The organism is Stutzerimonas frequens, assembly GCF_024448335.1.
Lineage (GTDB): Bacteria > Pseudomonadota > Gammaproteobacteria > Pseudomonadales > Pseudomonadaceae > Stutzerimonas > Stutzerimonas frequens.
On record NZ_JAMOHM010000011.1, the window covers coordinates 1 to 19,560 of the forward strand.

The 19,560-nt window shown below is 64.5% G+C and carries 24 protein-coding genes; 14 read left to right on the top strand and 10 right to left on the bottom strand.

Annotation, left to right across the window (positions count from 1 at the left end; translation table 11 throughout):
* A partial coding sequence (locus NAO55_RS15085) for an AI-2E family transporter (protein ID WP_256070238.1) occupies positions 1-1,031 on the bottom strand: 1,031 nt, incomplete at its 3' end.
* A 47-nt stretch (positions 1,032-1,078) separates the two neighbouring features.
* A complete protein-coding gene (locus NAO55_RS15090) occupies positions 1,079-2,131 on the bottom strand; it encodes a DUF2066 domain-containing protein (RefSeq protein WP_102840041.1) in 1,053 nt (350 codons plus the stop codon).
* 329 nt (positions 2,132-2,460) lie between these two features.
* On the opposite strand from NAO55_RS15090, the gene purM reads away from it, so the two are divergent.
* From purM to dapC, 5 genes are read left to right on the top strand one after another with little or no spacing between them, the layout of a single operon-like run.
* Positions 2,461-3,519, top strand: a complete 1,059-nt coding sequence (purM, locus tag NAO55_RS15095) for a phosphoribosylformylglycinamidine cyclo-ligase (RefSeq protein ID WP_102840040.1) — start codon at positions 2,461-2,463, stop codon at positions 3,517-3,519.
* Positions 3,519-4,166, top strand: a complete 648-nt coding sequence (purN, locus tag NAO55_RS15100) for a phosphoribosylglycinamide formyltransferase (protein ID WP_102840039.1) — start codon at positions 3,519-3,521, stop codon at positions 4,164-4,166. The genes purM and purN overlap by 1 nt, the downstream gene beginning before the upstream one ends.
* 8 nt (positions 4,167-4,174) lie before the next feature.
* Positions 4,175-4,885: a DUF3108 domain-containing protein gene (locus NAO55_RS15105; protein WP_063539742.1), complete on the top strand. Its 711-nt coding sequence runs from the start codon at positions 4,175-4,177 to the stop codon at positions 4,883-4,885.
* 54 nt (positions 4,886-4,939) lie between these two features.
* The gene (locus NAO55_RS15110) at positions 4,940-5,605 is read left to right on the top strand and encodes a COG3650 family protein (RefSeq protein WP_102840038.1); all 666 of its coding nucleotides are present in this window, start codon (positions 4,940-4,942) and stop codon (positions 5,603-5,605) included.
* 50 nt (positions 5,606-5,655) lie between these two features.
* Entirely contained in the window at positions 5,656-6,852 is a 1,197-nt protein-coding gene (dapC, locus tag NAO55_RS15115) for a succinyldiaminopimelate transaminase (protein WP_102840037.1), read from the top strand.
* A gap of 39 nt (positions 6,853-6,891) precedes the next feature.
* Here the strand turns inward: dapC and NAO55_RS15120 are convergent, their stop codons facing one another.
* Both NAO55_RS15120 and NAO55_RS15125 read right to left on the bottom strand, forming a co-directional pair.
* Positions 6,892-7,053, bottom strand: coding sequence for a hypothetical protein (locus tag NAO55_RS15120; protein ID WP_180981633.1), 162 nt, complete (start codon positions 7,051-7,053; stop codon positions 6,892-6,894).
* 14 nt (positions 7,054-7,067) lie between these two features.
* Positions 7,068-7,313, bottom strand: a complete 246-nt coding sequence (locus NAO55_RS15125) for a hypothetical protein (protein ID WP_102840036.1) — start codon at positions 7,311-7,313, stop codon at positions 7,068-7,070.
* Positions 7,314-7,443: 130 nt separating this feature from the next.
* Between NAO55_RS15125 and NAO55_RS15130 the strand changes: the two genes are divergently transcribed.
* From NAO55_RS15130 to NAO55_RS15150, 5 genes are all read left to right on the top strand, one after another.
* Positions 7,444-7,773, top strand: coding sequence for a thioredoxin family protein (locus NAO55_RS15130; RefSeq protein WP_026006464.1), 330 nt, complete (start codon positions 7,444-7,446; stop codon positions 7,771-7,773).
* Between the two features lie 126 nt (positions 7,774-7,899).
* On the top strand, positions 7,900-8,271 hold the full coding sequence (locus NAO55_RS15135) for an ArsC family reductase (protein ID WP_017244052.1): 372 nt from the start codon (positions 7,900-7,902) through the stop codon (positions 8,269-8,271).
* 45 nt (positions 8,272-8,316) lie between these two features.
* Entirely contained in the window at positions 8,317-9,351 is a 1,035-nt protein-coding gene (dapD, locus tag NAO55_RS15140) for a 2,3,4,5-tetrahydropyridine-2,6-dicarboxylate N-succinyltransferase (protein ID WP_102840035.1), read from the top strand.
* Between the two features lie 75 nt (positions 9,352-9,426).
* Positions 9,427-10,632: an aminotransferase class V-fold PLP-dependent enzyme gene (locus NAO55_RS15145; protein WP_102840034.1), complete on the top strand. Its 1,206-nt coding sequence runs from the start codon at positions 9,427-9,429 to the stop codon at positions 10,630-10,632.
* A complete protein-coding gene (locus NAO55_RS15150) occupies positions 10,629-11,036 on the top strand; it encodes a SufE family protein (protein ID WP_102840033.1) in 408 nt (135 codons plus the stop codon). The genes NAO55_RS15145 and NAO55_RS15150 overlap by 4 nt, the downstream gene beginning before the upstream one ends.
* Before the next feature lie 49 nt (positions 11,037-11,085).
* Here the strand turns inward: NAO55_RS15150 and NAO55_RS15155 are convergent, their stop codons facing one another.
* The 3 genes from NAO55_RS15155 to NAO55_RS15165 all read right to left on the bottom strand — a co-directional run bounded on the left by NAO55_RS15155 (position 11,086) and on the right by NAO55_RS15165 (position 14,033).
* Positions 11,086-12,207: a beta-ketoacyl-ACP synthase III gene (locus tag NAO55_RS15155; RefSeq protein WP_102840032.1), complete on the bottom strand. Its 1,122-nt coding sequence runs from the start codon at positions 12,205-12,207 to the stop codon at positions 11,086-11,088.
* 255 nt (positions 12,208-12,462) lie between these two features.
* Positions 12,463-13,386 (bottom strand): c-type cytochrome, encoded by a 924-nt coding sequence (locus tag NAO55_RS15160; RefSeq protein WP_102840031.1) that lies wholly within the window; start codon positions 13,384-13,386, stop codon positions 12,463-12,465.
* Positions 13,383-14,033: a c-type cytochrome gene (locus NAO55_RS15165; RefSeq protein ID WP_102840030.1), complete on the bottom strand. Its 651-nt coding sequence runs from the start codon at positions 14,031-14,033 to the stop codon at positions 13,383-13,385. The genes NAO55_RS15160 and NAO55_RS15165 overlap by 4 nt, the downstream gene beginning before the upstream one ends.
* Before the next feature lie 254 nt (positions 14,034-14,287).
* Between NAO55_RS15165 and NAO55_RS15170 the strand changes: the two genes are divergently transcribed.
* Entirely contained in the window at positions 14,288-14,830 is a 543-nt protein-coding gene (locus NAO55_RS15170) for a hypothetical protein (protein WP_102840029.1), read from the top strand.
* Positions 14,831-14,837: 7 nt separating this feature from the next.
* On the opposite strand, the gene NAO55_RS15175 is transcribed toward NAO55_RS15170, so the two are convergent.
* A complete protein-coding gene (locus NAO55_RS15175; protein ID WP_102840028.1) occupies positions 14,838-15,065 on the bottom strand; it encodes a DUF3820 family protein in 228 nt (75 codons plus the stop codon).
* 167 nt (positions 15,066-15,232) lie between these two features.
* Between NAO55_RS15175 and NAO55_RS15180 the strand changes: the two genes are divergently transcribed.
* Positions 15,233-15,763 carry an ankyrin repeat domain-containing protein gene (locus NAO55_RS15180; protein ID WP_102840027.1) on the top strand — a complete coding sequence of 177 codons (531 nt, stop codon included), beginning with the start codon at positions 15,233-15,235 and terminating at the stop codon, positions 15,761-15,763.
* Positions 15,764-15,834: 71 nt separating this feature from the next.
* Positions 15,835-16,245, top strand: coding sequence for a YgaP family membrane protein (locus NAO55_RS15185; RefSeq protein WP_102840026.1), 411 nt, complete (start codon positions 15,835-15,837; stop codon positions 16,243-16,245).
* A gap of 5 nt (positions 16,246-16,250) precedes the next feature.
* On the opposite strand, the gene NAO55_RS15190 is transcribed toward NAO55_RS15185, so the two are convergent.
* Positions 16,251-17,327 (bottom strand): diguanylate cyclase, encoded by a 1,077-nt coding sequence (locus NAO55_RS15190; RefSeq protein WP_256070239.1) that lies wholly within the window; start codon positions 17,325-17,327, stop codon positions 16,251-16,253.
* A gap of 127 nt (positions 17,328-17,454) precedes the next feature.
* A complete protein-coding gene (gene ybaK / locus NAO55_RS15195) occupies positions 17,455-17,925 on the bottom strand; it encodes a Cys-tRNA(Pro) deacylase (protein ID WP_102840024.1) in 471 nt (156 codons plus the stop codon).
* Between the two features lie 71 nt (positions 17,926-17,996).
* On the opposite strand from ybaK, the gene glpD reads away from it, so the two are divergent.
* A complete protein-coding gene (gene glpD / locus NAO55_RS15200; RefSeq protein WP_102840023.1) occupies positions 17,997-19,541 on the top strand; it encodes a glycerol-3-phosphate dehydrogenase in 1,545 nt (514 codons plus the stop codon).
* Positions 19,542-19,560: the final 19 nt, after the last annotated feature.

Sequence of the window (19,560 nt, forward strand, 5' to 3'; positions counted from 1 at the left end):
AGATCATGGGCGTGGCGCAGCAGAACCATGATCACCGCAGCCACCGGCAATGCCAGCAACACGCCGGTGAACCCGAACAGCTGGCCGCCAGCGAGCACGGCGAAGATCACCGCGACCGGATGCAGCCCGATGCGATCGCCTACCAGCAGCGGCGTCAGCAGCATGCCTTCGAGCATCTGCCCGACCGTGAACACGGCGGCCACGCCCAGCAGCGGATAGGGCGCCAGGCCGAACTGGAACAGCACGGCCACCACGGCCGCACCAATGCCGACCACGAATCCCATGTAGGGAACGATGCTGGCGAGCCCGGCCAACACGCCGATGAGCAGCCCCAGCTCCAGCCCCACCAGCATCAGGCCGGAAGCATAGATGACCGCCAGCGCCAGCATCACCAGCAGCTGGCCACGCAGGAAAGCACCGATGACTTCATGGCATTCGCTCATCAGGCCAACGATCATCCCTTCACGCCGGCGCGGCAGCAAACTGCGCAACTTGCGCATGATCAGATCCCAGTCACGCAGCAGGTAGAAGCTGACCACCGGGATGAGCAGCAGATTGCCCAGCCATGCCAGCAGCGCCAGACTTGAAGCGGTGGCCTGGCTTAGGATCACACCGAGCACATCGGTGGTGCTGCCCAGATGAGCGCTGAATGCGGCCTTGAGCTGATCCAGCCGCCAGAAGTTCTCTTCCAGCCCGAACTGCGCCTGCGCCCAAGGCAGCGCCTGGTGCTGCAGCCAGTCGAGCGCCAGCGGAGCCAGCTGATACAACCGCATCAGCTGCTTACCCAGCATCGGCACCAGCACCAGCAACATCAACAGCATCAACAGGCTGAAGAGGGTGAACACCGCGATCACGCCCCAGGTCCGCGACAGCCCCCAGCGCTCCAGTCGATCGACCAGCGGATCACCCAGATAGGCCAGCAGGATGCCGATCAGAAACGGCGTGAGAATAGGCGTCAGCAGGTACACCAGCCAAGCACACAGCAACAGTGCCGCCAGCCAGAGCCAGCGGTTCGAATCATTCACGGACATGCTCTTTGCCTTCCTTGCACATACTTGGCGCGCCGGACACGGCGGCATCACCAGCGGAAACGCAGCACCGGGCCACTGTCGGCCGGCATGGTCGGCGCACCGACCGGCTCACTGGTGTCCCCCCGCTCTTGATTCATCGGCTGCTGCGCATCCAGCGGCGACTGATCGCCACTGACCTCCTGCAAGCGCGCCAGCGACAACTGCGCACGCAATTGTTCCGGACTGGCCTTGACGCGGTAGACCAGACGATCGCTCTCGACTCGCAGAAGCGTGCCGGCGAACGGCTCGAGCAGGCGCTCGAGTTCGGCGAAACGCGCCACGTCGGCACCCATGACCTCCAACGTGATCTCCGATGCGGCACCGGGCTCGACCACATAGCGGGGCGCGAGATACTGACTGACCGCCAGCATCACCGCATCGGCAAGCATTGCCGGATTTTCGCCCTCGGCCTTGCCGGCGCGCTGCTGGCCATCGACCCATACCTTCCACTGGGCACTGTCCCCACTCGCATGCACGGCGAGCACCACATCGGCGTCGTAGCGCTCGGACGGCTCGCCAAGCAGCTCGGGACGCGCCTCGGCCAGACTCTCAGGGGTCGCCAGCAATTGTTCCGACAGATCAGCCAGCGGCAGACGCAGCGGCAGGCCTCGGTGCTGCGCGGCGCGGCGAAGGATATCGGCACTGTCCTGGCCGTCTCCGACCAGTTGCGTGCCGTCCACGCTTTCATTCAGCCACCACGCCAGTACCGTCGGGCGATTCACTCCCCACAGAGCGACACCGGCACGCCGCAGGCTGCGTTCGGTGGTAGCCGGATCGAAATCGACGACGATGTGATCGCCTTCGTAGCCATACTTGCTGATCAGCTGCTGGGGGTCGGCACGCAGCGCGGCAACCGCCTCGCCCTTGACCACCTCGGCATCGCCGGTCAGGCGCAGCACCAGCGTATCGAAAGCCCGCTGCAGCGCCGCGGCGCGCTCCTCGGTCTGTTGACCGGAAACGGATTCGCGCACTTCATATAGGGTTCGAAGCGGCTCGGCATGGCCAGGCAGAGCCACCCCGAACGCGATGCACAGGGCGAGTAAGCGGAAGATGAGGCGCATGGTCGTTCTCGCAGACCACCAGAAGGCTGGCGGCGTGAAGGGGATATGGAGCGCTACACCTTAAACAGCCCGCCCCGAGGCGGCAACCGCCTGCCTCACAGTTGGCATGCAGGAATCACGACGCCAGCGCCGGCGACCGCCGGCGGGATGGCCGCTAAGCAGCAAGCCTGATAAAATCGCGCGCTTTCCGCAGACCGGTCCGACGCTTGTTCGAGCCCTGCAATCGGACACCAGGCAAACGCGGCGCCGAACAGGGCAAGCGTATTGCTGAGGCCGAACGCAGCGACTGACCGATCGCCACCCGCACTCCTTCCACAGGCCCGGATTCTATGAGCAAGCAACCCTCCCTCAGCTACAAGGACGCAGGCGTCGATATCGATGCAGGCGAAGCGCTGGTCGAACGCATCAAGGGCGTGGCCAAACGCACCGCACGACCTGAGGTGATGGGTGGCCTGGGCGGCTTCGGCGCCCTGTGCGAAATCCCGGCGGGCTACAAGCAGCCGGTGCTGGTATCCGGCACCGACGGCGTCGGCACCAAGCTGCGTCTGGCGCTGAACCTGAACAAGCACGACAGCATCGGCCAGGATCTGGTCGCCATGTGCGTCAATGATCTGGTCGTCTGTGGCGCCGAGCCGCTGTTCTTCCTCGACTACTACGCCACCGGCAAGCTCAACGTCGACGTGGCCGCCACCGTGGTCACCGGCATCGGCGCAGGTTGCGAATTGGCCGGCTGCTCCCTGGTCGGTGGCGAAACCGCCGAGATGCCGGGCATGTACGAAGGCGAGGACTACGATCTGGCCGGCTTCTGCGTCGGCGTGGTGGAGAAGAGCGAGATCATCGACGGTACCAAGGTGCAGACCGGCGATGCACTGATTGCCCTGCCCTCTTCCGGCCCGCACTCCAACGGCTACTCGCTGATCCGCAAGATCATCGAGGTGGCCGGTGCCGACATCGAGAACATCCAGCTCGACGGCAGGCCGCTCACCGAGCTGCTGATGGCGCCGACCCGCATCTATGTCAAACCGCTGCTCAAGCTGATCAAGGACACCGGCGCGGTCAAGGCCATGGCCCACATCACCGGTGGCGGCCTGCTCGACAACATCCCTCGTGTGCTGCCCGAAGGCGCCCAGGCGGTGATCGACGTTGCCAGCTGGTCCCGCCCGGCGGTGTTCGACTGGCTGCAGGAGAAAGGCAACGTCGACGAACACGAGATGCACCGCGTGCTCAACTGCGGCGTCGGCATGGTCATCTGCGTCGCCCAGGATCAGGTCGAATCCGCCCTGGCCAACCTGCGAGCATCCGGTGAAGCGCCCTGGGTCATCGGCCGGATCGACGCTGCAGCGCAAGGTGCGGAGCGCGTAGTGCTGAACAACCTGAAACAGCACTGATGGCTGCAACCTGCAATGTGGTGGTGCTGATCTCCGGCTCCGGCAGCAACCTGCAGGCGCTGATCGATAGCCAGGCTGAGGGGAATCCGGCACGCATTTGCGCGGTGATCGCCAACCGCGCCGACGCCTTCGGCCTGATCCGCGCCCAGGGCGCGGGCATTCCCACCACCGTACTGGATCACAAGGCGTTCGACGGCCGCGAGGCCTTCGATGCCTCGCTGATGCAGGCCATCGATGCCTATATGCCCGATCTGGTAGTACTGGCTGGCTTCATGCGTATCCTGACGCCCGCTTTCGTGCGTCACTACCAGGGCCGGCTGCTGAACATCCACCCTTCCCTGCTGCCGAAGTACAAGGGGCTCGACACCCATCGACGCGCCCTCGAGGCGGGAGACGCGGAGCACGGCTGCAGCGTCCACTTCGTTACCGAGGAGCTAGACGGTGGGCCGGTGGCGATCCAGGCGAGCCTGCCTGTTCAGCCGGGCGAGAGCATCGACGGGCTGACCCAACGGGTGCATGTCGCCGAACACCAGATCTACCCGCTGGCCGTGCGCTGGTTCGCCGAGGGGCGCTTGCGCCTCGCCGAACAAGGCGCGATGCTGGACGGCGCCATCCTGCCGGCTTCCGGCTATCAGATCAGAATCTAGGAGACACCATGCGTCGCGCCTTGCTGCTCGCTCTTGCCGTACTGGCCCTTCCGGTCCAGGCCCTGGAGCTCAAGCCCTTCTCCGCCAGCTATACCGCCGACTGGAAACAAGTGCCGATGAGCGGCACCGCCCAGCGCAATCTGGAGCAACTTGACGACGGCAGCTGGCGCCTGGATTTCGAAGCCTCGATGCTGGTCGCCAGCTTCAACGAGCGCAGCACCTTTCGCACCGAGGGCGATACGTTTCTGCCGCAGAGCTATCGACTCAAGCGCAGCGGGCTGGGCAAGGGCAAGCGCGTGGAACACCGCTTCGACTGGGCCAACAAGCAGGTCGAGGGCAGTGACCGCGGTGACCCGGTGAAATTGCCGCTGCATCGCGGCCTGCTGGACAAGTCCACCTACCAGCTGGCATTGCAACATGAAGTGGCCGCCGGCAAGCAGAGCATGAGCTACCAGGTAGTCGACGGCGACGAGATCGAAACCTACGACTTCCGTGTACTCGGCGAGGAAAAGGTCAGCACCAAGGCCGGCCAGGTCGATGCGATCAAGGTCGAGCGCGTGCGTGACCCGACCCAGAGTAAGCGCGAAACCATCCTCTGGTTCGCCAAGGACTGGGACTACCTGCTGGTCCGCCTGCATCAGGTAGAGAAGGACGGCAAGGAATACCAGATCATGCTCGAAGAGGGCAGCGTTGGCGGCAAGACCGTCAAAGGCAACTGATCCATCGCGGCGGCCATCGATGCCGCCGCACCTCCCCTAGCTGCGAGTTCACCGATGGCCCTTTCACGTTCCCTGCTGATCGCGCTGCTGCTGTCGCTGGCTGGCTGCCAAACCTTCTTTGCTGACCGGACCCCTTCGCGAGTGGCCACCGAGCGCCTGCAGGGCGAGGTACGACTGGTAGACGGCCAGTTGCAGTTCCAGACCTGCCAGGGACAGCGGACACTGACGCTGCTGGAGCAGAACAGCGGACTGGCGGAAGATGCCCAGGCGCTGATGGCCGGCCAGCCGGGCCACCTGTTCGCCGACCTGCGCGGCACACTCCACCAGTCCAGGCCGGACGAAGTCGGGCAGTTTGCGCTGACCCGCGTCTACCGCCTGCAGCGCGAAGGCCACGGCTGCGGTGAGGAAAACTTCGAGCACCTGATCCTGCGTGCCAGTGGCCACGAGCCGGACTGGACCGTCAGCGTGACCGCTCGTGGCATGCTGCTCACCCGCCCCGGACAGTCACCGATTGCTCTGCCTTATCTGGAAGAGCAACTGCCCGGCGGCCAACTCAGCCTCACCAGCGAAGCCAACGCGCAGCGGCTGGATCTCTGGGTTGCCCCGCAGCGCTGTATCGATAGCGCCAGCGGAGCCGTCAGCCACCTCAGCGCCGAGCTTCGCCTGGACGGCCAGACCCTGCGCGGCTGCGCCTATTACGGCGGCGGTCGCGACGACTGAAATCACGAATGCGGGGCGTTCGCCGCGCTCATCCTGAAAGAACAGCACTCATGAACAACGCCCTGAATCTGCTGCACCCCTACCCCTTCGAGAAACTGCGTGCCCTGCTTGGCGGCGTCCAGCCGCCTGCGGACAAACATGCCATCGCGCTGTCGATCGGCGAGCCCAAGCACCGTTCACCGGATTTCGTAGCCCAGACGTTGGCGGACAACCTCGATCAGCTGGCGGTCTATCCGACCACCCTCGGCATCCCTGCGCTGCGCGAAGCCATCGCGCGCTGGTGCGAGGGGCGTTTCGGCCTGGCTGCCGAAGCGCTGGACCCGGCGCGCCACGTGCTGCCGGTGAACGGGACGCGCGAAGCACTGTTCGCCTTCACCCAGGCGGTGGTCGATCGCGATGCGGATGGACTGGTGGTCAGCCCCAACCCGTTCTACCAGATCTACGAAGGCGCGGCACTGCTGGCCGGGGCGACGCCACACTACCTGCCGTGCCTAGAGCAGAACGGCTTCAACCCCGATTTCGATGCCGTGCCGGCAGAAATCTGGCAGCGGTGCCAGATTCTCTTTCTCTGCTCGCCGGGCAATCCGACCGGTGCGCTGGTGCCGCTGGAAACCCTGAAGAAGCTGATCGCCCTGGCCGACGAGCATGACTTCGTCATTGCCGCCGACGAGTGCTACAGCGAGCTGTACTTCGACGAAGCCAACCCGCCGGCCGGCCTGCTCAGCGCATGCGCCGCGCTGGGCCGCAACGACTACAAGCGCTGCGTGGTCTTCCACAGCCTGTCCAAGCGCTCGAATCTGCCCGGACTGCGCTCGGGCTTCGTCGCCGGTGATGCCGAGATTCTCAAGGCGTTCCTGCTCTACCGCACCTATCACGGCTGCGCCATGCCGGTGCAGACCCAGCTCGCAAGCATCGCCGCCTGGAACGACGAAATACATGTGCGCGCCAATCGCGAGCTGTATCGGGCCAAGTTCGACGCCGTGCTGGACATCCTCGCGCCGGTGATGGACGTGCAACGTCCGGATGGCGGCTTCTACCTCTGGCCGCGCACACCGATCGACGATCAACAGTTCACTCGCGAGCTGTTCGCACGTGAGCACGTCACCGTGGTGCCCGGCTCCTACCTGTCCCGTGAAGTGAACGGCGCCTCCCCGGGCGCGAACCGGGTGCGCATGGCGCTGGTGGCGCCACTTGCCGAATGCATCGAGGCCGCCCAGCGCATCCGCCACTACATCGAAACGCTCTGACAGCGCACCGGGCGGTCCGGCCGCCCGGCTTCTCGATTTTCAAGCCACGCCAGGCGGGATCATATCCTTGCCGTAGTCGCGCAGTTTTTCCAGATTTTCCGGCTTCATGTGCTCGGGAATATCCGCCTTCGGATGCTCCTCATGCCGGTCAGAGTCCGCTGGCTCGCGCGCATGCTCGGTACGCTCGTTGTGATCATTCATACAACGCCTCCTGTTCAGATTGCGTGCTCTTCCCAGATCAGCTGACCCTCGTCGCTGACCTCTATAACCTTAGTCAAGGCGGCCTCGGCGATGGCGTCCGCTTCTGATGCTAGGTCGTAGCGACGACCGTCGGCGACCCTGAATACACGCACGTCTTCATCGCTGTCGCGCCGTTTGATGGCGATCACTGCCTCGAATGCATCCTCGGCAGGCACGGCCGAAGAAATCGCCTCGAACTTCTCGAAATGCTTGCGTGCCATTATTTGTCACCTCACCGTTGCGATTGTCATCAATGGACAACAGCACTCGCGTAAAAGGTCGAGAGCGCCGGCTGAACGACGCTGCTGCGGCAGGCTCGAACCTTTACGCGCAATCCGGAGGGCTGCCCACGTGGAAATGACCGAACACTACGCGAATATTGAACCGAGCCGCGCCGAGGTGGACGCGCTGGAAGGCCCCGTGCTGCTGGAGTTCGGCACCGCCTGGTGTGGCCACTGCCGCGCCGCCCAGCCGCTGATTGGCAAGGCGCTGACCGACCGCTCGGGCATCCGCCATCTGAAGATAGAAGACGGCCCGGGCCGGCCGCTCGGACGCTCATTCCGGGTCAAGTTGTGGCCTACGCTGATTCTGCTGGACAGAGGCCAGGAGCTGGGGCGCGTGGTGCGGCCTCAGGATGTGCAGGCGATCCAGCATGCCCTGGGCGCAACGGGACGAGACTGAGCTACGAACACTCAGGCGCCGCCCCGAGGACGATGCGGGCAACAAAGCCACGCTCCGCCTCCATCGGCAGACGAGGCGTGGCATAATCCGCCGTCCAGTTTTGCAGGAGTCTTGGAGAGTTGCCCTATGTCCGAAGCTGATCAGCGGTTGCGCCTATACGGAATCAAAGCCTGTGACACCATGAAAAAGGCCCGTACCTGGCTCGACGAACATGGGCAGGACTACGACTTCCACGACTACAAGAGCGCCGGCATCGACCGCGCCCATCTGGAAGCCTGGTGCAACGAACACGGCTGGCAGACCGTTCTCAACCGTGCCGGCACCACCTTCCGCAAGCTGGACGACGCTGCCAAGGCCGATCTTGACCAGGCCCGGGCCATCGAGCTGATGTTGGCCCAACCGTCGATGATCAAGCGCCCGGTACTCGACTTGGGCGATAGAACCCTGATCGGCTTCAAGCCCGATCTTTACGCTGCCGCACTGGCAGCGCCGAACTGACAGCAGCCCCGCCTCAAGGCGCGGCCATCGAAAAAGGATAATCCCATGTCTGCAACGCTCTTCAGCCTCGCCTTTGGCGTCGGCACCCAGAACCGCCAGGGTGACTGGCTGGAAGTCTTCTACGCCCAGCCCCTGCTGCAGCCGGCCGGCGAACTGGTCGCTGCCATCGCCCCGCTGCTCGGCTACGCCGGTGGCAATCAGGCGATCGCCATCACCACCACCCAGGCGGCGCAGCTGGCCGACGCGCTGAAGCCGCTGGACTCCGCCCAGCATGCCCTGCTGACCCGTCTGGCAGAAAGCCAGCGCCCGCTGGTGGTTACCCTGCTGGCCGAAGACGCAGCCCTGACCTCGACGCCCGAGGCCTACCTCAAGCTGCACCTGATCTCCCATCGTCTGGTCAAGCCGCACGGCCTGAACCTGACCGGCATCTTCCCGCTGCTACCCAACGTCGCCTGGACCAACCAGGGCGCCGTGGATCTCGCCGAACTGGCCGAGCGCCAACTGGAAGCGCGGTTGAAGGGCGAGCTGCTGGAAGTCTTCTCGGTGGACAAGTTCCCGAAGATGACCGACTACGTGGTGCCGGCCGGCGTGCGCATCGCCGATACCGCGCGCGTGCGCCTCGGCGCCTATGTGGGTGAAGGCACCACGGTGATGCACGAAGGCTTCATCAACTTCAATGCCGGTACCCAAGGCCCGGGCATGATCGAAGGCCGCGTCTCGGCCGGCGTGTTCGTCGGCAAGGGGTCGGACCTGGGCGGTGGTTGCTCGACCATGGGCACCCTGTCCGGCGGCGGCAACATCGTCATCTCGGTTGGCGAAGGCTGCCTGATCGGTGCCAACGCCGGCATCGGCATTCCGCTGGGCGATCGCAACACCGTGGAATCCGGTCTGTACATCACCGCAGGCACCAAGGTCAGCCTGCTCGACGAGAACGATCAGCCGGTGAAAGTGGTCAAGGCTCGCGATCTGGCCGGGCAGAGCGACCTGTTGTTCCGCCGCAACTCGCAGACCGGCACCGTGGAATGCAAGACCCACAAGTCGGCCATCGAGCTGAACGAGGCGCTGCACGCGCATAACTGACGCAGGAGCAGCGGCAAGCTGCGAGCCATGAGCGCCTGCCTTGCCGCATCCCCTGCTGCACGAGGCTTGCCGCTTATGGCCCTGTTCTCCCCCTGGCGCGCCGACTTCCCCGCTCTGGCGGTACTCGAAGCGCAAGGCCAGACCTACCTCGACAGCGCCGCCACGGCCCAGAAGCCGCAGGCGCTGATCGACGCCCTCAGCGGCTACTACACCTGCGGTGCGGCAAACGTGCACCGTGCCCAGCACCAGCCCGCCGAACGCGCCACCCGCGCCTACGAGGACGCCCGCATCAAGGTGGCCAGGTGGCTGCATGCCGCCTGCCCCACCGAGATCGTCTTCACCCGCGGCGCCACCGAAGCGCTCAACCTTCTCGCCTATGGCCTGGAACACCTGATCGAAGCCGGCGACGAGATCGTCATCAGCGCCCTCGAGCATCACGCCAACCTGCTGCCCTGGCAGCAGCTAGCCAAACGTCGAGCGGCCAAGCTGCAGGTACTGCCCATCGATGCCTCCGGGCGTATCGACCTCGCCGCGGCCACCGGCCTCATCGGGCCGCGCACGCGGCTGCTGGCGGTGAGTCAGTTGTCCAACGTGCTCGGCTGCTGGCAGCCGCTCGACCAGCTGCTGCACCTGGCCAAGGCGCAGGGTGCGCTGACCGTCGTCGACGGTGCACAAGGCGTGGTCCACGGGCGCCATGACATGACCACGCTGGGCTGCGACTTCTATGTGCTGTCCAGCCACAAGCTCTATGGCCCGGATGGCGTTGGCGCGCTCTATGGCCGCGGCGAATCCCTGCTGCAGCTGCGTCACTGGCAGTTCGGCGGCGAAATGGTGCGGATCGCCGACTACCAGAGTGCCGAGTTTCACGCCGCGCCACTGGGTTTCGAGGCCGGCACACCGCCGATTTCCGGCGTGATCGGGTTGGGCGCCGCGCTGGACTATCTCGCCGCCCTCGACGCCACCGCGGTCGGCCGCCATGAACAGGCGTTGCACGATCTGTTGCTCGCCGGCCTCGCCGAGCGCAGCGGCATTCGTCTGCTCGGCGCGCCGCAGGTCGCGCTGGCCAGCTTCGTTGTCGAGGGCGTGCACCATTCCGATCTCGGCCACCTGCTCACCGAACAGGGCATCGCCGTGCGCAGCGGCAACCACTGCGCCATGCCGCTCATGAAGCATCTCGGCCTGGATGGCGCCACGCGCGTCTCGCTCGGCCTGTACAACGACCACAACGATCTGCAGCGCTTCTTCGATGCGCTGGACCAGGCCCTGGAGCTGCTGCGATGAGTGAACTGCCCGACGCCGCCCGCGAGGCCTTGGCGACCTTCGCCGAGGCGCCTGGCTGGGAGCAGCGCGCACGCCTGCTGATGCAGTGGGGAGAACGGCTGGAGCCGGTGAACGATGGCGAACGCAGCGAGACCAACCGCGTCGCCGGCTGCGAGAGTCACGTCTGGCTGATAGGCCAATGCCAGGATGGCCGCTGGCATTTCCGCGCCGCCAGCGACGCCCGGCTCATTCGCGGCCTGCTGGCGGTACTGCTGGCGCGGGTCAATGGGCTGGATGCGAATGAACTGGCCCAGGTGGACATGGTCGACTGGTTCGCGAGCCTCGGCCTGTCACGGCAACTGTCGCCTTCGCGCAGCAACGGCATGAACGCCGTGCTGCAACGAATGCGTGAGCTGACCGGCTGATCGCCATAGCTGGGCTGCAGCCCAGCCTACGAACGGTCGTCTCCCGCGATCAGCGCTTGCGCAGGATCACGCTGCCGATCGAATAACCGGCGCCGAACGAGCTGAGCACGCCCAGGCTGCCGCTGGGCAGGTCGTCCTGATGCTTGTGGAAGGCGATCACCGAGCCGGCCGAACTGGTGTTGGCGTAGGTGTCGAGAATCACCGGCGCCTCGTCCTCGGTGGCATCGCGACCGAGCAGCTTGCGCACGATCAGGTGATTCATGTTCAGGTTGGCCTGGTGCAGCCAGAAGCGCTTGACCGATTCCACCGCGATGCCGTTTTCGCTCAGGTGCTCGCCGATCAGCTCCGCCACCATCGGACAGACTTCTTTGAATACCTTGCGGCCTTCCTGGATGAACAGCTTGTCCGGGTTGCTCATGTACTCTTCGGCAGTGCGGTTGAGGAAGCCGAAGTTGTTGCGGATGTTGTTGGAGAATTCGGTCACCAGCTTGGTGCTGAGTACCTCCCACTGATGTGCGGAGGTGGCCAGATCTTCACGCTCGATGACGACCGCGGTGCAGGCATCGCCGAAGATGAAGTGGCTGTCGCGGTCACGGAAGTTCATGTGCCCGGTGCAGATTTCCGGGTTGACCATGAGGATGGCGCGGGCCTGGCCGAGCTTGATGCTGTTGACCGCGTTCTGGATACCGAAGGTCGCAGACGAGCAGGCCACGTTCATGTCGAAGCCGAAGCCCTTGATGCCGAGTGCGGCCTGCACCTCGATGGCGATGGCCGGATAGGCGCGCTGCAGGTTGGAACAGGCGACGATCACGCCATCGATATCGGCCGCCGTCTTGCCGGCGCGGGCCAGCGCTTCTTCCGCTGCCTTGACCGACATCTCGCAGAGAATCGACCACTCGTCATTGCTGCGCTCGGGGATGCGCGGAACCATGCGCTCGGGGTCGAGGATACCGGCCTTGTCGGTGACGTAGCGGCTCTTGATGCCGGAGGCCTTTTCGATGAAGGCGGAGCTGGATTCGGCCAGCGGCTGAATCTCACCGGCCTCGATGGCCGCGGCACTCTCGCTGTTGAAGCGGTGCACGTAGGTGTTGAAGGACTCCACCAGTTCGTCGTTGGAGATACTGCTGGCAGGGGTATAAAGGCCGGTACCGCTGATGACGACGTTGTACACAGTCGTTCCTCTCGAATAGGGCTTGATCGTACTGACGGTGGGACGGTACGGCGGCTAGCCTTGGCCAACCACGATCATTCCAGCGCCTCTTTAATGGCGGCTATTGTGCATGAAAAGCTGAAAGAATCCGTAACATTGCGCAGATTACGAAGCCTGTAATTAAGCCATTCGGCGCATAATCCCGTGACCGTTCGGTCTGAATATGAAGAGGGCGCCATCTGGCGCCCTCTTCTGTTCACAGCGTAGCCTGCAACGCTATTTGACGCCCTGCCCGAGCAGCACTCCATCGACCTGCTGGCCATAGAGGTTGACGCCATCGTTGGCGTGATACTTCAGGCGCGTCTTCTCCACTGAGCCCTCGATCAGGCGTGGGTCCTGCGGGCGCTCGTGGCTGTTCATGTAGGCGGCGACATGCCAGGCATCCGCATCACTGAGCGAGCCACCCTTGCCGAGCGGCATGCTCTCCTTGATGAACGCCGCTGCGGTGTTGATCCGGTGCATGCCAGCGCCCCAGTTGAACGAGTCCTTGCCCCACAGCGGCGGGAACACGTACCCACCACCAGCCTCCTGCCCCTGACCATCATCGCCGTGACAGACCGCGCACTGCTCGGCATAGATTTGCTTGCCCTTGGCGATATCGAAACCGCCCTGCGGCTGCGGGACTTCCGGATAGGCCCGACCCGGCAGCTCCTGGCCGGTCGGCGCTCCGGTGGACAGCCAATAGGAATACGCCGTCAGCGCATTGATGACATGGCTGTCCGCGGCCGGCGGCGTGCCGTTCATGCTGAACTGGAAGCAGCCCTGCACCCGCTCGGCATAGCTGTTGACCTTGTCGTTCTTCTTCCGATAGGCCGGGTACATCGGGTAGGCGCCCCACAGCGGCGCGGAGTTGGCCTTGCGCCCCTGATCCAGGTGGCAGTTGGTGCAGTTCATGCCGTTGCCGACATACTCGGCCGCGTACTTCTGCGTATCGACGAAGATGGCCCGCCCCTGCTGCACCAATTCGCCATAGGCGTTGGCGGGCAGATCCTTCTCCTGAGGCGGCTGGAAGTAGCGCTCACCAGCGCCCTTTTCGGCTTTCTGCGTCAGCTGGGATTGATCATCCATCTTGATCTCGGCGGCCAGTGCGACGCCGCCGATGGACATCGCCAGCAGGGTAACTAGCAGCTGCGTGTTCATTGACCGGTCTCCTTCTGCCCGACGTTGGCGAAATATTCGGCAACGGCCTGGACCTCGTCGTCGCTCATCGCCCGCGCGATATGCCCCATCAGATCATTCGGATCGTTCTTACGTGTGCCCTGACGCCAGGCGTTGAGCTGCGCACCCAAATACTGGGCCGACTGCCCGGCCAGCGGCGGGAAGCTCGCGCCGACGCCCATGCCGCCGGGGCCATGGCAGGCCACGCATTCGGGAATGTTGCGCTCCCAGGCGCCGCGCAGAGCGAGGCGCGCACCAACGCCTTCGGCGGCCTCTGCACGTCCGATGGCAGCGAAATCAGGCGCCGGCATGGCCTCCAGAGTTGCCGCGACGGCATCCATTTCCTCATCGCTCAGCGCAGCGGCGATCGGCTGCATGATCGGATTGTTGCGCGCACCGGAGCGGAAATCGTCGAGCTGCTTGCGGCTGTATCCCGCATCGATCCCGGCCAGGCGCGGAAAGCCTGCGGCCGCCATCCCCATCGCATCGGCACCATGGCAGGTCGCACACGCCATGGCTGCAGGGTTGGCACCCCCTTGCGTATAAATTTTTTGCCCATCGGCAGCCTGTGCCTGCATTGAAAGCAACAATGCAGCCACACCGGCCAGGGGCCAGTGAATGGATTTCATGTAAGGGCCTCATCAGCTGTTGTAGTTATGCTGTCGCCACCTGGCGTCGTTCGGATCGACGCTCTGTTTCTATGGTCGGTCTGCGGCAGCTTGTCGCAGAGCGAACGCTATCACACCGCGGCGGCCGCCCTCCAGAAACAGAATAAGCTTAGAACTGCTTTGCATATGCCGATCCCGGCCGGGCCGAACCTCAACCAGCGCGCACAAACGGACAAGGTTGGCTATCCTTTGTCACCCTTCTCTCAGGACCACCCATGAAAGACCAACTCGCCGAGCTGATCACACTCATCAGCTCCGGTTGCATGACCGATGAAGAAATTGCCCGGATCGCTGACGAAGCTGCCCAGGCCTACGCCGACCCGCAGGCGTTCCTGCAGGCCAATCCGGACATCAACTATGACGACAGCTTCCCGATTCCACTGGGCGAATGGGTGGTAGTGGGCAGCCTGCCGGATACAGTGCTGTTCCAGGCGGACGACTATCAGCAACTGTTCGGCCAGATCGTCGCGTCCTTCGGCGAGAGCGTCAGTTTCGTGCTCAAGTCCAAGCAGCTCGCCAAGACCGAACCGCTGACCGCGCTGAACCGCATCCAGGTGCAGCTGAGCAGCCTCTACCCGGAGAAAGGCGGTTATACGCTGGTGGACTTCAGCGAGCCGCTGGACGATGAACTGCAAGCGGTACTGGTGTACACCTGCGACGTGCCGCGGCTGATGGAACTGGCGGTGGAGGTCGGCATCTATGCCGCGCCCGCGCTGGAAGCCCTGCGCGCCGAGGCCGAACAGCAAACCTCGCCCTGAGCCGTGGCTAACCGCGCCGCCCCTTGCCGCGGCGCAACGGCTCAAGCAGCGCGGCAAGGCCGTTGTGGTCGATTTCGTGCATCAGCGCCAGCAGCTGGCCGAGGCTGCCGGGCGGAAAGCCGACGCGGGCGAACCAGGCGAGGTAATGGCCCGGCAGGTCGGCAATCAGACGCCCCTTGTATTTGCCGTAAGGCATCGTCTGGGTCACCAATCGTTCAAGGTCTTCGGCTTTCATCGCATTCGGCAACGGCGGGCTGGAGCGCTCCATACTGCCACAGGCGCCGACGAAGGCTATGCCGACTTGCCATCGCCCGTGCCTATCCAAGGGATAGAAAGGCTTGCCTGGCTCTCGCTCGCAAGCGAGCCAACAATCGCCCCCATCACGGCGAGGAAAGAAACGCGATGCAAGCACCGACACAGATGAACGAACTGGACGACGCCACGCTGGCCTTTGCCGAGCAGGTGTTCGACAGCGCGCGCAACGGCGACAGCTCCCGCCTGGACCAACTCCTGGGCCAGGGTATGCCACCGAACCTGCGCAACTACGCAGGCGACAGCCTGCTGATGCTCGCCAGCTACCACGGCCACCTCGCTGCCACTCGCGTGCTGCTGGAACATGGCGCCGACCCGCAGCTGCGTAATCACCGCGGACACACGCCCTTGGCCGGCGCCGCTTTCAAGGGCGACCTGGCAATGGTCGAACTGCTGCTCGAACATGGCGCCGATGTCGAAAGCCGCTGCGAAGACGGCAAGACCGCGCTGATGATGGCCGCCATGTTCAACCGCACCGCGGTCGTCACGCACCTGCTCGCCCTGGGCGCCGATCCGCACGCTCGTGACGCCAGTGGCGCGACAGCGCTGACAGCGGCACGCCTGATGGGCGCTGTCGATACCGAGGCAATGCTGCGCTGCGACGAGGAGCAATCCGATTGAACGCCGCGCGCTGATCACCGCCCTAATGCGGAGAAGTCCTTCATGAACACGCCGCAGACAGGAGGTGAACCATGGCACTCCCCGCGACCGCCAAAAGGGTCACAGAGCATACCGCCGAGCACGTCAATCAACAGATCAGGGAGCACACCCAGCGCTCGGTGGAGTATCACCGGCAGCATCCGCAGCTTATTCCGCGCCGGCTACGCGAGCTCGATGCCGAATGGGACATCGAGCGCACGCTCGAAGCCAACGCGGCGACGCTCATCGTCACGGGCTCGGTGCTCGGCCTGACGCTCAGTCGCCGGTTTCTCGGCATTCCACTGGTAGTCGGCGGCTTCCTGCTGCAGCACGCCTTGCAGGGCTGGTGCCCGCCGTTACCGGTCTTCCGTCGCCTGGGCCTGCGCACGACGGAGGAAATCCAGGAGGAACGCTCGGCGCTGAAGGACATCGCCAGCCAAACCGCGACAAGCCGGCAGGTCTGACCGGATCAGCTCACAGCGACGTCCTCGGCGCGCAGGGGTTTGGCCAGTGCGATGCGGTTGCGGCCAAGACGTTTGGCTTCATACAACGCCTGGTCGGCAGCATGCAGCCAGGCGACTGCGTCCTCCATGCGCGGGTCGACCTCGGCGATGCCGATGCTCAGGCTCGCGCTCAGCTTCGGCGCCAGCGGACCATCCAGACCGGCAATTTCCTCGCGTAGCCGGTCGAGCGCCTCCCAGGCATCCTTCGCCCGAGCACCAGGCAGGACGACACAGAATTCATCGCCCCCGTAGCGACCGGGCATGTCCTGGGTACGTAGGCTGCGCCGGATGCGGTAGCCGACCTGACGCAACAGCTCATCGCCGATGACATGTCCGTGCCGGTCGTTGACCTGCTTGAAGTGGTCCAGGTCGATCAACGCCAGGCTGGCGATGCCACCGGTGGCCTTGCAGTGGGAGAACTCCAGCTGCAGCAGCTCGTTCCAGTAACCGCGATTGAACAGCCCGGTCAAGCTGTCGGTACGACTCATGCTGCGCAGTGCTCGCTTGTTCTCCCCTAACTGATAGGCCAAGCGGTATAGCACCATGCCGATGACCGCAGGGTGCAGGATCAGCATCGGCAGGCAAGCATACATCTGTATCTGGCTGGTATGCGGCGAGAAGCCGAATCCCAGCAGCAGCACCGAAAGTACCCCGCCCGCGGCCTGCGCCAGCAGGCCCTGCAGGAGGAACCGGGCGCCGCCGGTGGCGATGTTGTTCATCGCCAGCATCGCCAGCAGTACCGCGGATGGCAGCGTGTTGAACGCCATCGTGGCGATCCAGAACCCGCCCATCAATGAGTCGAAAAGGACGAAACGCCGTTCACTGAGCGCCGCCGAGCGGGCGCGCCCGGACAGTCCCAGCGCCGCCATGGGCCAGACGAAGCAGAACGCGAAGAGCAATGCCCAGGCCCAAATAGGCGTCTGCGCCTCACGCAGCACCGCAGCGACGCAAAGAAAGCCCATGGCCAGGCCAATGGCCCGGGGATAGAACGCCCTACGCGCGAAGGAAGCGCCCGCCCTCGGTAGCGGCACTGAAGAAGTCAAAACGGAACTCACTGGCGGCCCGGATAGGCGTTAAATATAGCCTGGTGCCATCACCGTGTGTGTTCAGCCCCCTGCGCAACAGTGCAGGTAACGCCAGCTCGAGGGCATGCCGGTCGAATCAGGCCAGTCAGCTGCGTCCGATGGCCGCGAACAACCCGCCTGTATGCGCGGCCAGGACCTCCGGCGCAAGCTCCACTTCCAGCCCGCGACGGCCGGCGCTGACATAGATGCTCGCCTGCGCCTGTGCGGAGCTGTCGATAAAGGTGCGCAGGCGCTTCTTCTGCCCCAGCGGGCTGATGCCGCCCACCAGATAGCCGGTGGCCCGCTGCGCGGCCATGGGGTCGGCCATTTCCACCTTCTTCGCCCCCGCAGCCTGGGCCAGTGCCTTCAGATCCAGCGTGCCGACCACCGGCACCACGGCCACCAGCAGCTCGTTCTTCTCGGTGCAGGCGAGCAGCGTCTTGAACACCTGCGCGGGCTCGAGTCCCAGTTTCTCGGCGGCCTCCAGACCATAGGAAGCGGACTTCGGGTCGTGCTCGTAACTGTGCACACGATGCTCGGCGCGGGATTTTTTCAACAGGTCGATGGCGGGTGTCATGGCTTTGTAGTGCTAATGATTGATGAATGGCGGTAACGTAACGGATCAACGTTCGGTAGTCACAAGCGCCCATGAATCATCCTCTTCTTGCACCGCTCGCGGAAGTCTACGACCTGGCCGTTGTGGGCGGCGGCATCAACGGCGCGGGAATTGCGGCAGAGGCCGCAGGTCGTGGCCTGACGGTCTTCCTCTGCGAGCAGGGCGACCTGGCCGAGCACACGTCGTCGGCCAGCAGCAAGCTGATACATGGCGGGTTGCGCTACCTCGAGCATTACGAACTGCGTCTGGTGCGCGAGGCACTGGCCGAGCGCGAGGTACTGCTGGCCAAGGCGCCACACATCATTCGGCCACTGCGTTTCGTGCTGCCCTACCGACCGCACCTGCGCCCGTCCTGGATGATCCGTACCGGCCTGTTCCTCTACGACCACCTCGGCAAGCGCGAGAAGCTAGGCGCTTCGCATAGCGTGCGCTTCGGCGCCGACAGCCCACTGAAGCACGAGATCAGCCACGGCTTCGAATACGCCGACTGCTGGGTCGACGATGCCCGCCTGGTGGTGCTCAACGCCATGGCTGCCCGTGAGCAGGGCGCGCATATCCACACCCGCACCCGTTGCGTCAGCGCGCGCAGCAGCAAGGGGCTGTGGCACCTGCACCTGGAACGCGACGACGGCAGCCGCTTTTCCATCCGGGCGCGCGCCCTGGTGAACGCCACCGGCCCCTGGGTGGCGTCCTTCTTCGATGAACAGCTTCGCCAACGCTCCCCGCACGGCATGCGCCTGATTCAGGGCAGCCACATCGTGGTGCCGAAGCTCTACGATGGGGACCATGCCTATATCCTGCAGAACGAGGATCGGCGCATCGTCTTCGTCATTCCCTATCTCGGGCAGTTCAGCCTGATCGGCACCACCGATCAGGAGTATCACGGTGACCCGACCCGGGTGCAGATCGCCGACGGCGAGATCGATTACCTGCTGGACATCGTCAATGCGCACTTCACGCACCAGCTGGCCCGTGAAGACATCCGCCACAGCTACTCCGGCGTCCGCCCGCTGTGCGATGACGAGTCAGATCAACCATCGGCCATCACGCGCGACTACACCCTGACACTGAACAACGGCGGCAGCGATGCGCCCCTGCTCTCGGTGTTCGGCGGCAAGCTCACCACCTACCGCAAGCTCGCCGAAGCAGCCCTGGCCCAGCTGGCACCACTGTTTCCGGAAATGAAAGGCGCCTGGACCCGCGGAGCAACGCTGCCCGGCGGCGAACATTTCGATGATCCATCCACCCTGGCCCATGCCCTCTGCGCCAGCTACCCATGGCTCCCCGGCCCGGTCGCCCGGCGCTGGACGAACACTTACGGCACGCGCAGCTGGCTGCTGCTCAAGGGCACCGAGCGCATTCAGGATCTCGGCGAATGCTTCGGCGCCGGGCTGTATGCCCGCGAGGTGGATTACCTGATCGTCGAGGAATGGGCGCTTACGGTTGACGACATTCTCTGGCGCCGAACCAAGCTCGGGCTGTTCCTGCAAGCCGCCGAAACGGCACGCCTGCGGCAGTACATGGACAGCCGGACCGCCGAACGCCTGACCACCTTCGAGCACGCCGCCCAGGGCTGACACGAGCCCCGGACAGCGC

Coding starts and splice junctions, on each gene's coding strand:
- NAO55_RS15165 (WP_102840030.1), bottom strand. CDS start 14,033: ATGAAATCCATTCACTGGCCCCTGGCCGGTGTGGCTGCATTGTTGCTT.
- NAO55_RS15090 (WP_102840041.1), bottom strand. CDS start 2,131: ATGCGCCTCATCTTCCGCTTACTCGCCCTGTGCATCGCGTTCGGGGTG.
- purN (WP_102840039.1), top strand. CDS start 3,519: ATGGCTGCAACCTGCAATGTGGTGGTGCTGATCTCCGGCTCCGGCAGC.
- NAO55_RS15160 (WP_102840031.1), bottom strand. CDS start 13,386: ATGAACACGCAGCTGCTAGTTACCCTGCTGGCGATGTCCATCGGCGGC.
- NAO55_RS15125 (WP_102840036.1), bottom strand. CDS start 7,313: ATGGCACGCAAGCATTTCGAGAAGTTCGAGGCGATTTCTTCGGCCGTG.
- NAO55_RS15150 (WP_102840033.1), top strand. CDS start 10,629: ATGAGTGAACTGCCCGACGCCGCCCGCGAGGCCTTGGCGACCTTCGCC.
- NAO55_RS15170 (WP_102840029.1), top strand. CDS start 14,288: ATGAAAGACCAACTCGCCGAGCTGATCACACTCATCAGCTCCGGTTGC.
- NAO55_RS15175 (WP_102840028.1), bottom strand. CDS start 15,065: ATGAAAGCCGAAGACCTTGAACGATTGGTGACCCAGACGATGCCTTAC.
- glpD (WP_102840023.1), top strand. CDS start 17,997: ATGAATCATCCTCTTCTTGCACCGCTCGCGGAAGTCTACGACCTGGCC.
- NAO55_RS15105 (WP_063539742.1), top strand. CDS start 4,175: ATGCGTCGCGCCTTGCTGCTCGCTCTTGCCGTACTGGCCCTTCCGGTC.
- NAO55_RS15110 (WP_102840038.1), top strand. CDS start 4,940: ATGGCCCTTTCACGTTCCCTGCTGATCGCGCTGCTGCTGTCGCTGGCT.
- NAO55_RS15120 (WP_180981633.1), bottom strand. CDS start 7,053: ATGAATGATCACAACGAGCGTACCGAGCATGCGCGCGAGCCAGCGGAC.
- NAO55_RS15180 (WP_102840027.1), top strand. CDS start 15,233: ATGCAAGCACCGACACAGATGAACGAACTGGACGACGCCACGCTGGCC.
- purM (WP_102840040.1), top strand. CDS start 2,461: ATGAGCAAGCAACCCTCCCTCAGCTACAAGGACGCAGGCGTCGATATC.
- dapD (WP_102840035.1), top strand. CDS start 8,317: ATGTCTGCAACGCTCTTCAGCCTCGCCTTTGGCGTCGGCACCCAGAAC.
- dapC (WP_102840037.1), top strand. CDS start 5,656: ATGAACAACGCCCTGAATCTGCTGCACCCCTACCCCTTCGAGAAACTG.
- NAO55_RS15135 (WP_017244052.1), top strand. CDS start 7,900: ATGTCCGAAGCTGATCAGCGGTTGCGCCTATACGGAATCAAAGCCTGT.
- NAO55_RS15185 (WP_102840026.1), top strand. CDS start 15,835: ATGGCACTCCCCGCGACCGCCAAAAGGGTCACAGAGCATACCGCCGAG.
- NAO55_RS15145 (WP_102840034.1), top strand. CDS start 9,427: ATGGCCCTGTTCTCCCCCTGGCGCGCCGACTTCCCCGCTCTGGCGGTA.
- ybaK (WP_102840024.1), bottom strand. CDS start 17,925: ATGACACCCGCCATCGACCTGTTGAAAAAATCCCGCGCCGAGCATCGT.